Source organism: Variovorax sp. GW821-FHT09B01, assembly GCF_059418345.1.
Map to the genome: position 1 here is coordinate 71,415 of NZ_JBWKPQ010000025.1, position 12,563 is coordinate 83,977.

A 12,563-nucleotide genomic window follows, 5' to 3' on the forward strand; every position below is an offset into this window, starting at 1 on the left:
AGGTGATCAACCGCGGAAGCGGTGATTGTTGCTCAGCCGGCGCGGGCGGCCATCCCGGGTTTTCGGTAGCTAGAAGGTCCAGCGTGCGCTGACCCGCGCGCTGCGCGGCTCCATCGGATGGATATGGCGCCCGTCGATGCCGTCGCCGCAGGCACCGCGCGCTACTTCGCCCGCGCTGCACGAGGCATAGAAGTACTCGATGTCGTTGCCCTTGCGGCCCGCGAGGTTGAACACGTCCAGGCCCAAGGTGAGCTGCTTGTTCACTGCATAGCGCGCGCCGAAGTTCAGCAGCGTGGTGGCACGCGAGCGCACCGTGTTCAAGGTGTCGAGCGCGCGAGGGCCCATGTAGCGCAGTCGAAGCGAGGCCGTCAGCGGGCCCTCGGTGTAGATGACGCCGGCCGCGAACACGCGCTCCACCGCGTTGTCGATGTAGTTGCCTTCGCCCTCGGGCGCCAGGCCTCGGAAGCGCGCGCGCGAGATCGCCGCATCGGCCTCGAAGCGCCAGCGCGAACCGAGCTTCCAGCGCAGCGTGGCCTCGATGCCGCGGCGGCTGCTGGCGCGGCCGGGCTCCGTGGTGCCGGCGTCGCCGACATAGACCAGCTCCGAGTCGAGCTGCAGCTGCCACAGCGCCGTGGTGAGGCTGAAGTCTTCATCGGGCTGGAAGCGCCAACCGATCTCGGCACCGCGCCCCTTCACGAGCGCGGGCACGCGCTCGGCGGGCAGGCCGTTTGTCGGATCGACGTTGATCGTCGCGCCGCGCACGTCGTTGCTGTGGAAGCCCGTGCCGATGTTGAGGTAGAGCTCGTGGGCCGGCGTCACGGTGAAGGCCAGGCCGGCCTTCGGGCTCACGAGCGAGTCGTGGCCGCGTCCGCTGTTGACCGGGCCATAGAGCGGCTCGCGCCCCTGCACGTCGTAGCGCAGCAGGTCACCGCGCAGGCCCACGTAGCCGCGCCAGCGCTCGCTGAAGTTCACGAGTTGCTGGGCGTGCATGGAGAACAGGTCCTGCTGCACCTTGTCGTTGCGCACTGTCGAGATCCGCTCGCGGGCCACGGTGTTGTAGAGCCCGACCTCGCCGATGCGGTCACCGCGCCAACTGCCTCCGAAGCTCAGGACGCCATCGAGTCCCCCGATCTGATTCGGCCGGCTGTGCGTGCCCTGCAGCCCGAAGACCCGACGACGATCGGTCTGCTCGAACTGGTCGCCCTGCTCGGGGTTGTTGAGGAAGTAGGTGAAATCGGAGAACAGGTCGAAGCGGTAGTCGATGACATAGCCGCTCAGTTGCGTCTGCCCCTCGGGGCTGTTGTCGAACCACTTGCCTGACAAGCTGAGGCGCCGCGTCTTGCCGCCGTCGGTGCTGTTGAGCGAGCCGAAGCGCGAGAGCTCGCCGCTGTCGACCAGGCGCTCGGGGATCTGGTCGGTGGAGTTCCAGCGGCTCTGGTAGGCCATGGCCGTGATGCTGAGCCCGCGCACCGGCGAGCCCTGCGAGTAACGCAGCACGGCGTTGGCCTTGCGCAGGCGTTCGGGCGTGTCCCAGGGCCCATTGTTGCCCTCGAGCTCGATCGCACCGAGCCAGGTCTGGTCCTGCACGGTGCGCGAGCCGGCCGCGAGCAGGCGGCGGAAGTTGTTGGCGCCCAGCGTGACCTCGGCGAAGGGCGCATCGAGCGCGCTCACGTAGTCGAGCGAGGCCGTGCCCGCGAGCGCGAAGTCGCCGCCATCGGCGAAGTAGGGCCCCTTGCGGTAGCGCACGCCCGAGACCAGGTCGGGGATCAGGAAGTTGAGGTCCGCGAAGCCCTGCCCGTGGCCATGCGAGGGCATGTTGACGGGCATGCCGTCGACGGTGACCGCGAAGTCGGTGCCGTGGTCGAGATTGAAGCCGCGCAGGAAGTACTGGTTGGCCTTGCCGTCGCCCGAGTGCTGGGTGGCGACCACGCCGGGCACGGCCTCGACGATGTCGCCGGGGCGCAGCTTGGGGCGGGCCTGGAACGAGGCTTTCTCCACCGCGCCTTCACTGGCGCTGTCGGCGGTGCCGATGGCCGCATCGCGCGGGCCGCTGACTTCGATCGGGGGCAGGTGAACGGGTTGGGCCCAGGCCGGAACGCCGGCAAGCATCGCCGTGGCGAACAGGCACGGGGAGCGCCGCGGGAGGATGCGCATGGGTCCCTCTTCTTGTGTATGAACAACTTTGAATTATTCATACGACAGGGCGGGAAACCATACGCCAATCGGCGCACGCGGCCGGCGCGGCGCTCAGTTCAGCGGCTTCAGGTGGCGGTGCGGCCTGGCGTTGCCATGGGCATGGGACTCGCCCGCGTCGAGCGGCACGAGGTGCACGTTGCCATGGCGCACCCCGCGCAGCGCCACCAGCTGCTCGGCGCAGGCCCGCACCGCGGCGGTGGGGCCGCGCAGCACCACGGTCTCGAGGCAGTGGTCATGGTCGAGGTGGGTGTGCAGGCTGGTGATCACCAGGTCGTGGTGGTCGTGCTGCAGGTCGAGCACCCGCGTGGTCACGGTCTGCTCGTGGTGGTCGTAGACATAGCTGACGTTGGCCACGCACCAGTTCGAGCGCTTCGCCGCGGGCTTGTCGAGCGAGGCGCTGCCCAGGCGCGAGCGGATCAGGTCGCGTACGGCCTCGGAGCGGTTGACGTAGCCCTTGGCGGCGATGAAGGCGTCGAACTGGGCCGCGAGTTCGTCGTCGAGGGAAATGGTGAAGCGTTGCATGGCGCGGGCGGGAAGGGGAGGGCGCCCGCATCATAGGAGCAGCGCGTGCCGATGCGGTCGATCCGTCCCGTGCCAGCCCATGCCGAAAAGCCCTCGATCCTGCGAAGGACCGAGGGCTTTTTCATGGTCGAAACCCGCGCGCCGGAGGCGCCGCAAACGCGATCCATCGGGTTTGCACTACATCAAACATGATATATCATGTGTCAAACTTCGAAAAAGCAGCCAAGGATCCCGCATGCCGTCCGTGTCTTCCGCCGCCTCTTCCCCTTTGTCGAACCGTCACGATCTCCAGCTCCGGCAGCGTGCCGCCAAGGTCGTGCCCGGCGGCATGACGGGGCACCTGAACGCGGCCTCGCTGCCCGCGGGCTATCCGCAGTTCTTCGAGCGCGGCCAGGGCTGCCGCGTCTGGGACGTCGACGGCAACGAATACATCGACTTCATGTGCAGCTGGGGTCCGAACCTGCTGGGCCATCACCATCCGGTGGTCGATGAGGCGGCCCGCAGGCAGCAGGCGCTGGGCGACTGCCTCGACGGCCCCACGGCGCGCTTCGTCGAGCTGGCCGAGCGCTTCGTCGCGCGCAGCGCCCATGCCGACTGGGTGCTGTTCCAGAAGAACGGCACCGATGCCACCACCGTCTGCCTGATGGTGGCGCGCGCGGCCACGGGCAAGCGCAAGGTGCTGGTCGCGACCAAGGCCTATCACGGCGCAGACCCCTGGTGCACGCCGATCCCGCAGGGCATCACGCCCGAGGACCGCGCGCACCTGATCCACTACACCTACAACGACATCGCGAGCCTCGAGGCTGCCGTTGCTCAGGCAGGCACGGACCTCGCGGCCATCGTCTGCGCGGCCTTCAAGCACGACCTGGGCATCGACCAGGAGCTGCCCACGCCCGAGTTCGCGCGCCGTGCCCGCGAACTCTGCGACCAGGCCGGTGCCGCGCTGATCCTCGACGAGGTGCGCGCGGGCTTCCGCGTGCATGCAGGCGGCAGCTGGGAGACCGTGGGCGTGCGCCCCGACCTCAGCGCGTGGAGCAAGTCGATCGCCAACGGCTATGCGCTCGCGGCCGTGACCGGTGTCGATGCGCTGCGCGAAGCGGCCACGCGCATCTACACCACGGGCTCTTTCTGGTCGGGCGGCGTGGCGATGGCCGCAGGCCTGGCGACGATCGAAGTGGCGGATGCGCAGGACGTGGTGGGCCATGTGCAGGCCATGGGCCAGCGCTTCAGAGACGGCATCGCCGCGCAGTCCGCGAGCCATGGGGTGCCGGTGCGCCAGACGGGCCCGGCGGCGCTGCCGCTGATCCTGTTCGACGAAGACCCGGGCTTCGACAAGGGGGCAGTGTTCACGGTCGAGGCGCTGCGCCGCGGCGTCTACCTGCATCCCAAGCACAACATGTTCCTGTCGCTGGCACACACCGTGCAAGACATCGATCGGGCCCTGCAGGCCACCGACGCGGCCTTCGCCGCCGTCGCCCAACGCTTCGGCCACCGCTGAGCCGCTCCCCCGTGCGAGTCCCTGAAACGCCGACGCCACAATAGCCGCGCGATTCACGCACCCGCACTCAAGGAGAGAGAAGCCATGGCAACCCCCGTCATCAACGTGGTCGAACGCACCAACCTCGCGAGCCAGATCTACGAGCATCTGCGCGAGCAGCTGATGTCGGCCACCTTCCAGCCGGGCCAGCGCCTGAAGATCCGCGATCTGGCCAAGACCATGGGCACCAGCGAGACGCCGGTGCGCGAGGCCCTGATCCAGCTCGTGCGCGACCGCGCGCTCGAGATGAAGGAGGGCTACTTCATCCGCGTGCGCCAGCTCACGCTGGCCGAGTACCTCGAGCTGCGCGACATCCGCTTCGCGCTCGAGCCGCTGGCGGCCGAGCGTGCCGTGCCCTTGCTCGACAACGCCACGATCAAGCAGCTCACCGAGAGCCATCGCCTGCTGGTGCGCGCGGAGAAGACCAAGGACTACCGCGCCGCCCTGCAGCACAACTTCGATTTTCACTTCGGCATCTACCGCCACTCGGGCATGCCGCAGCTCACCGAGCTGCTGGACCGCATCTGGGTGCAGGTCGGACCGATGCTGAACTTCCTCTACCCGCACGGCCATCCGACCTACGACGCCGAGCACCAGCACGTGAACGTGCTGCGTGGGCTGCAGCAGCGCGACACGGCGATGGTGCGCAAGGCCATCGAGGACGACCTGATCGAGGGCGGCCGCGACTTCGTGCGCGTGCTGAAGGAAATCGACGCCAATCCCGCGCGCGCCGAGGAACTGCTCGCGCTGCGCAACCAGCCACCCCCTTCCAGCAGAAAGAAAAGCCCGACATGACGGACCCCGGCAGCGCCCTGCACCCCACGGCATTCCCTCCCGACTGGCAACGCCGCGACCGCCTCGCGCTGCCCGTGCCGGAACTCCGGCGCGTGGCGCACACCTTGCGCCGACAGGTCATCGAGCTCGTGCGCCGCCATGGCCAGGGCTATGTGCAGCAGGGCCTGGGCGCCGCCGAGATCTTCGCCAGCCTCTACTTCCACGAGGCGCGCATCGACCCCGCCGACGCACGCTGGGAGGAGCGCGACCGCTGCATCCTCTCGACCGCGCACAACTCCGCGCTGTTCCATGCGGCGCTCGCGCTGCGCGGCATGATCCCCTCGGCCTCGCTCGACGACTACGTGAAGGACGGTTCGGCGCTCGAGATCAACGTCTCCGAGCGGCTCGGCCCCGTGGTCGAAGGCACCTTCGGTTCGCTGGGCCAGGGCATGTCGGTGGCCGCCGGCATGGCGCTGGCCTCGCGCATCCGCGGCATCGACTACCGCGTGAACGTGGTGCTCGGCGACGGCGAGCTCGAGGAGGGCCAGGTCTGGGAGGCCGCGATGCTCGCGGGCTCCGAGGGCCTGCACAACCTCTGCGTGGTGCTCGACCTCAACTGGATGCAGGTCGAGGGCCACACCGACAGCGTGCTGCGCCTCTCGCCCATCGCCGACAAGTTTCGCGCCTTCAACTGGCAGGTGATCGAGCTCGACGGCCACGACCTCGAGGCGCTGCTCGCGGCCTTCGCGGCCGCGCGCGGGCAGACCGCGCGGCCGACCATGATCGTCGCCACCACGGTGCCCGGCAAGGGCGTGAGCCTGCTCGAGGGCGTGATCAGCCACAACGCGAAGCTGCCGGCCGAGGTGGCCGACGCGGCGCTGCGCGAACTGGGAGAGATGGCATGAACGCGAACATCAAGGCGCCGGCGCGCGCGCTCGAGGTCGAGGACTTCACGCAGGGCGGTGCCCACACCGCGATGTCGGCCGCGCAGTCGACGGGTGCATCTTCGGTGCCGCGCTACTACGGCGAGGCGCTGCTGGCATTGGCGCGCGAACGCAGGAACATCGTCGCGCTGTCGGCCGACCTCACTTCGTCGACCGAGACCGACATCTTCCGCGACACCTTCCCCGAGCGCTTCCTGAACCCCGGCATCGCCGAGGCCAACATGGTGGGCGTGGCCGGCGGCCTCGCGCGCAGCGGGCTGCAGGCCTGGGTCCACACCTTCTGCGTGTTCGCCACGCGCCGGCCCTTCGACCAGATCGCGATGCAGGTCGCCTATCCACGCACCGACGTCAAGATCGTCGGCTTCCTGCCGGGCCTGTCGACCATCCTCGGCGTGAGCCACCAGGCGATCGACGACATCGCGCTGATGCGCGCGCTGCCGAACATGACGGTGATCGAGCCCTCGGGCCCGGCGCAGGTGCCGGCCGCGGTGCGCGCCGCGGCCGACCACAAGGGGCCGGTGTACCTGCGGTTGCTGCGTGCGTCCGCGGCGCTGCCCGAAGGCACGGCCTGGGAGCCGCTCGAGCTCGGCCGCATCCAGCCGCTGGACGACGGCGATGGCGAGGCGCTGATCGTCGCGAGCGGCCTGATGGTCGAGCCCGCGAAGGCGGCGGCGCGCGCGCTGCGCGCGCAGGGCATCGCGGTCGGCGTGGCCAACGCGCACACGCTCAAGCCTTTCGACGAGGCCTTCATTCAGCGCCAGCTTGCGCGCCGGCGCCTGATCGTGACGGTGGAGAACCACTCGATCGTCGGCGGCCTGGGCTCGGCCGTGGCCGAGGTGCTGGCCGAGGCCGGTGCCGGCACGCGGCTGGTGCGCCTGGGCGTGCGCGACCGTTTCGCGCAGGGGGCGTCGATGCCCTGGCTGTTCGAGCGCCACGGCCTCACGGCGCAAGGCATCGCCGACGCGGTGCGCGAGGCATTGGCGTCGGGCGAGAAGACGCGATGAGCGACGCCGTGCTGGTGCCCGAGCTCTGCCGGCTGCCCGCGCGCGAGCTGGCCGCGCTGATCCGGCGCCGCGCGCTGTCGTCGCGCGAGGTGGTGAGCGCCTTCCTGCAGCAGGTCGATGCGCTCAACCCGCGCTTCAACGCGATCGTCTCGCGCGTCGAGCGCGAACAGGTGCTCGCCGAGGCCGACGCGGCCGATGCGGCGGTGGCGCGCGGTGACGCGCTGGGCGCGCTGCATGGCCTGCCGCAGGCGATCAAGGACACGGCGCCGGTGCGCGGCCTGCGTTCCACCTTCGGTTCGCCGCTGTTCGCCGACCACCTGCCGGCGGCCGACGCGATCATGGTCGAGCGCATGCGCGCGGCCGGCGCGATCTTCATCGGCAAGACCAACGTGCCCGAGTTCGGCCTGGGCTCGCACACCTACAACCCGGTGTTCGGCGCCACCGGCAATGCCTGGGACCCGCGCTTCAGCGCCGGCGGCTCCAGCGGCGGCACGGCAGTGGCGCTCGCGCTGCGCATGCTGCCGGTGGCCGACGGCGCCGACATGGGTGGCTCGCTGCGCAACCCGGCGGCCTTCAACAACGTGCTGGGCCTGCGGCCCTCGCAGGGGCGGGTGCCGTTCTGGCCGCGCGGCGATGCCTTCGCCGGACAACTGACCACCGAGGGCCCGATGGGCCGCAGCGCCGACGACCTCGCGCTGCTGCTGTCGGTGCAATCGGGCTACGACGCGCGCGCGCCGCTGTCGCTCGACGGCGCGGTGCCCGACTGGCACGACCGCCTCGAGCGCGACTTCGCCGGTGCGCGCATCGGCTGGCTCGGCGACCTCGGCGGCCACCTGCCCTTCGAGCCCGGCATCCTCGCGTTGTGCGAAGCGGCGCTCGCGCGCTTCGGCGATGCGGGCCTGCAGGTTGAGCCGGCGCGTACCGACTTCGACTGGGAACGCGTCTGGCACGCCTTCACCGTGCTGCGCCAGTTCATCATCGGCGGCAAGCATGGCGCGCACTACGACGCACCGGCCTCGCGCGCGCTGCAGAAGCCCGAGCTGCAATGGGAGATCGAGCAGTACCGCAAGCTCTCGGCCGACGACCTCTACCGCGCCGCGCTCGACCGCACCGCCTGGTACGACTGCCTGCTGGGCCTGTTCGAGCGGCACGACTTCCTCGCGCTGCCGACTGCGCAGGTCTTTCCCTTCGCGATCGAGGCGCACTGGCCGCGCGAGATCGCGGGCCGTGCCATGAGCAGCTACCACCGCTGGATGGAGGTGGTCACGCCCGGCACCTTGTCGGGCTGCCCGGTCATCAGCCTGCCCGTGGGCTTCGATGCGCGCGGCCTGCCGATGGGCATGCAGATCATCGGCCGCCCGCGCGACGACCTGTCGGTGCTGCAGCTCACCCACCTCTACGAAAGCCTCAGTCCCTTCCTGCGGATGGCGCCGCCCGCGCTGCGCATGGATTGAGGGGCGGGCTCCCGCACACACACAGAACGAACGAGACAAGGAGCACCCCCCGATGAACCCGACCCGCCCGCTCAAGGGACTGCACGCCCCGGTGGACCTGTGGCGCGATGCCTGGGGCATTCCGCACCTGCGCGCCGCCAACGCCGACGACGCCTTCTTCGCGCTCGGCCATGTGCATGCGAGCGACCGCCTGTGGCAGATGGATGCGCTGCGCCGCCGCGCGATCGGCCGCTATGCCGAATGGATCGGCCCGGCCGCGCTGCCGATGGACATGCTGGTGCGCCGGCTCGGCCTGGCCGAGTGCAGCCGCCGCGACCTGGCCGCGCTCGGCGCCCCCGCGCGCGCGATGCTCACGGCCTACACCGCGGGCGTGAATGCCTTCATCGCCGAGGGCGAGCTGTCGCCCGAGTACGCGCTGCTCGGCGAGACGCCCGAGCCCTGGGAGGAATGGCACAGCATCGCGGTGCTGCGCCAGACCGGGCTGCTGCTGAACTCGGTCTATCCGAAGCTGTGGCGCGCCATCGCGCTGCCGGTGATCGGCGCCGAGGCCATCGACCGTCTGCGCATGGACGACGGCGGCGAGGAACTGGTCTGCCTGCCGCCGGGTTCGCTGGCCGGGCGCCTGTCGCCCGACATGGCCGAGCTGGCCGACGCCATCTCGGCCTTCATCGGCGAGGCCGACACCGAGGCGGCCGGCGGCGGCAGCAACAACTGGGCGGTGCACGGCAGCCGCACGCGCAGCGGCCGGCCGCTGGTGGCCGGCGATCCGCACCGCGTGCTCGACATGCCCAACATGTACCTGCAGTGCCACCTGGCCTGCGATGCCTTCGACGTGATCGGCCTGACCTCGCCGGGCGTGCCCGGCTTTCCGCACTTCGCGCACAACCCCGACGTGGCGTGGTGCGTGACGGTGGCCTTCGTCGACACGGCCGACGTCTACCTCGAGCGCTTCGCGGACGAGGGCCGGCGCTACCTGCGCAGCGACGCGCCCGGCGGCGGCGATGCCCAATGGGCCGAGGTCGAGCGCCGCGTGGAACGCATCCGCGTGCGCGGCCAGGCCGACGTGGACTGCGAGATCCTCGTGACCGCGCGCGGCCCGGTGGTGGCCGGCGATGCGAAGAGCGGCAGCGCGCTGGTGCTGCGCCACTCGGCCGACGTGGAGGCCGACCGCTCGCTCGACTGCATGCGCCCGATGATGGAGGCGCGCAGCGTCGATGCGCTGTTCGAGTCGGTGCGCGGCTGGGGCCTGGTCGACCACAACCTGGTGGCCGGCGACACGCAGGGCCACATCGGCCACCATGTGCGCGCCAAGGTGCCGCGGCGCGCGGCCGCCAATGGCTGGCTGCCGGTGCCGGGCTGGCTCGACCGCCATGCCTGGAAAGGCTGGATCGACTGGGAGCGCATGCCGCGCCAGATCGATCCCGCGGCGGGCCTCATCGTCACCGCCAACAACCGCGTGGTCGAGCGCCATGACGACTACCTCTGCACCGACTGCCATCCGCCGCACCGCGCGCAGCGCATCTGGCAGCTGCTGGTGGCGATGGAATCGGCCGACGTCGCCGGCATGGAAGCCGTGCATCGCGACACGCTGAGCCTGCCGGCGCGCGAAATCTGTGCGCGGCTCGCACCGTTGACGCTGGCCGATGCCCCGTCGCGTGCATTGCGCGACCGCCTCGTGGCCTGGGACGCGCGCCTCGAGGCCGATTCACAGGAAGCCGATGCCTACGTTTCGCTGCGCATGGCGCTGGCGCGCGCGGTGGCGCGGCGCAGCGGGCTCGCCGCGCTCGACGTGAGCCGGCAGCGCACCGTGCCGCCCGGCCTCGCGATCGACTACCAGCTCGGCTGGTGCGTGCCGCAGTTGCTGCGTGCCGACGATCGCGCGCTGCTCGGCGGCGCGAACTGGGACGAGGTGCTGACCGAGGCCCTGGCCGAGGTCGCGCGCCTGCCGGTGGCGGCATGGGGCGAGCGGCACCGGCTCGAGCTGCGCCATCCGCTGGCGCCGGTGTTCCCTGCCGAGCCCTTGGTGGCGCCGCGCGACATGGGCGCGATCGGCGGCGACAACGAAACCGTCTTCACCACCGGCTACCTGCCGCACCTGGGCTCGCACGCGCACTACGCCTCGCTGGCGCGCTACGTGTTCGACGTGGGGCAGTGGGAGGCCTGCCGCTGGATCGTGTTCCACGGCGCGGCCGGCGATCCGCGCGATGCGCACTACACCGACCAGAGCGACACCTGGCGGCGCGCGGAAACGGTGCCGATGCACTACGACTGGCGCACCGTCGCGGCCGAAGCCGCCTCGCACACGCGGCTCGCGCCGGCCTGAGGCCGCGGCGCGCGAGCGCCGCCGGCATCGCGAGCACAGCGCCTGCCGCAAGGTCGGCGCAAAAAAGAGAAAGCGCGCACAGCTCTTGCATGGGAGATGCCCGGATTGTCTTCGTTTGACACATGATATATCGTGTATCAAATTTCATATCGAGAGATTTCCAGCGTTTTTCCACGAACCCTCGAAACCCCTGAAAGGAACCCGGCTCATGAAGAATTCCCCTCCCCTGTACGCACGGCTCGCCGGCTGGGCGGTGGCATGCGCGATGGGCGCTGCCGCGACCGCCGTGTGCGCGCAGAACGCACCCGCGCCGGCCAAGACCCTGCGCATGGCGATCAACAACGACCTCAAGGTGGTCGACCCGCTGTTCAGCAACACCTACGTGACGCGCGACTACGGCTACATGGCCTTCGACACGCTGTTCTCGCGCGACAGCAAGGGCGAGCCCAAGCCGCAGATGCTCGAGCGCTTCACCCAGTCGCCCGACAACAAGGCCTGGACCTTCACCCTGCGCCCTAGCCTGAAGTTCTCCGATGGCAGCGCCGTGACATCGGCCGACGTGGTGGCCACGCTGCAGCGCTGGGCCAAGCGCGCGACCATGGGCCTGCTGCTGGCCGACTCGGGCGCGGAGTGGAAGGTGGTCGACGACAAGACCTTCTCGCTGCAGCTCAAGGAGGGCATGGGCCAGGTGCCGCTGATCCTCGCGGCCAAGACGTTGTTCATCGTGCCCGAGAAGCAGGCCAAGGCCTTCCCCGACGCGCCGATCCCCGAACCCATCGGCTCGGGCCCGTTCATCTTCAAGCGCGACGAATGGATCCCGGGCAACCGCATGGTGTTCGTGCGCAATCCCAACTACGTGCCGCGCAGCGAGCCGGCCGACGGCCTGGCCGGCGGCAAGCGCGTGAAGCTCGACCGCGTCGAGTGGCGCTACATGCCCGATGCCAACACCTCCACCTCGGCGCTGAAGAACGGCGAGGTCGACATCGTCAACGTGGTGCCGCCCGACTACCAGGCCGCGCTGCGCACCGACGCCAACGTGCGGCTGGCGCAGACCGGCATCTGGCAGCCGTTCATGGTGGCCAACACGCTGGCGCCGCCGTTCAACAACCCGAAGGCGCGCGCGGCGCTGATGCACCTGGTGAACCAGGAGGAGATCCTCGCGGGCATGGGCTTCACGCCCGAGCCCGGCAAGTCCTTCTACTGCCCGGCCGTGTTCATGTGCGGCGCGCCCAACGAGACCGCCGCGGGCGCGGAAGCCTTCAGGAAGCAGGACTTCGAGAAGGCCAAGGCGCTGCTCAAGGAGGCCGGCTACAAGGGCGAGAAGATCGTTTTCCTGCAGCCCACCGACGGCACGCAGTCGATGGCCGCGCTGATCTGGATCCAGTACCTCAAGAAGGCCGGCCTGAACCTCGACGTGCAGGTGATGGACCAGTCCTCGGTGCTGGCGCGCGTCTACAAGAAGGAAGGCCCGGCGCAGGGCGGCTGGAGCCTCTACCTCACGGCCTCGAAGAATGCCGACGTCGACACGCCGCTGACCAACGGCTGGGTGCTCTCGTCGTGCAAGGGCAGCGTGGTGCCGGGTTGGCCGTGCGACGCCAAGATCGACGAACTGCGCGACGCCTGGATCCGCGAGGGCGATGCCGCCAAGCGCAAGCAGCTGGTGGACAACCTGCAGCGCCGCTTCTATGAGGCGCCGCCCTACATCCCCTACGGCCAGTACCCGGCCACCTTCGCGGCGCGCAAGGACGTGAAGGGCACCGAGCTGTTCGGCATGGGCATCCCGATCATGTGGAACGTCGAGAAGTAAGG

At 70.0% G+C, this 12,563-nt stretch carries 9 protein-coding genes; 7 read left to right on the forward strand and 2 right to left on the reverse strand.

What is annotated here, in order from left to right; genetic code table 11:
* Positions 1-69 precede the first annotated feature (69 nt).
* Positions 70-2,154 carry a TonB-dependent receptor gene (locus AC07RV_RS38550; protein WP_296787292.1) on the reverse strand — a complete coding sequence of 695 codons (2,085 nt, stop codon included), beginning with the start codon at positions 2,152-2,154 and terminating at the stop codon, positions 70-72.
* Between the two features lie 93 nt (positions 2,155-2,247).
* Positions 2,248-2,718, reverse strand: coding sequence for a nickel-responsive transcriptional regulator NikR (gene nikR, locus AC07RV_RS38555; RefSeq protein WP_093355885.1), 471 nt, complete (start codon positions 2,716-2,718; stop codon positions 2,248-2,250).
* 268 nt (positions 2,719-2,986) lie between these two features.
* Here nikR and AC07RV_RS38560 point away from each other — a divergent pair, with 268 nt between their 5' ends.
* The 7 genes from AC07RV_RS38560 (at position 2,987) to AC07RV_RS38590 (ending at position 12,561) form a co-directional block, all read left to right on the forward strand.
* Positions 2,987-4,216, forward strand: coding sequence for an aminotransferase class III-fold pyridoxal phosphate-dependent enzyme (locus AC07RV_RS38560; RefSeq protein WP_296787295.1), 1,230 nt, complete (start codon positions 2,987-2,989; stop codon positions 4,214-4,216).
* An 84-nt stretch (positions 4,217-4,300) separates the two neighbouring features.
* Positions 4,301-5,050, forward strand: a complete 750-nt coding sequence (locus AC07RV_RS38565; protein ID WP_093355890.1) for a GntR family transcriptional regulator — start codon at positions 4,301-4,303, stop codon at positions 5,048-5,050.
* Positions 5,047-5,934 (forward strand): transketolase, encoded by an 888-nt coding sequence (locus tag AC07RV_RS38570; RefSeq protein WP_209545615.1) that lies wholly within the window; start codon positions 5,047-5,049, stop codon positions 5,932-5,934. The genes AC07RV_RS38565 and AC07RV_RS38570 overlap by 4 nt, the downstream gene beginning before the upstream one ends.
* Complete coding sequence (locus AC07RV_RS38575) at positions 5,931-6,977, forward strand: transketolase family protein (RefSeq protein ID WP_296787301.1); 1,047 nt, start codon at positions 5,931-5,933, stop codon at positions 6,975-6,977. Before AC07RV_RS38570 ends, AC07RV_RS38575 begins: the two co-directional genes overlap by 4 nt.
* The gene (locus AC07RV_RS38580; RefSeq protein WP_296787302.1) at positions 6,974-8,431 is read left to right on the forward strand and encodes an amidase; all 1,458 of its coding nucleotides are present in this window, start codon (positions 6,974-6,976) and stop codon (positions 8,429-8,431) included. The genes AC07RV_RS38575 and AC07RV_RS38580 overlap by 4 nt, the downstream gene beginning before the upstream one ends.
* Positions 8,432-8,483: 52 nt before the next feature.
* A complete protein-coding gene (locus AC07RV_RS38585; RefSeq protein WP_296787304.1) occupies positions 8,484-10,754 on the forward strand; it encodes a penicillin acylase family protein in 2,271 nt (756 codons plus the stop codon).
* Between the two features lie 208 nt (positions 10,755-10,962).
* On the forward strand, positions 10,963-12,561 hold the full coding sequence (locus AC07RV_RS38590) for an ABC transporter substrate-binding protein (RefSeq protein ID WP_296787306.1): 1,599 nt from the start codon (positions 10,963-10,965) through the stop codon (positions 12,559-12,561).
* Positions 12,562-12,563 lie beyond the last annotated feature (2 nt).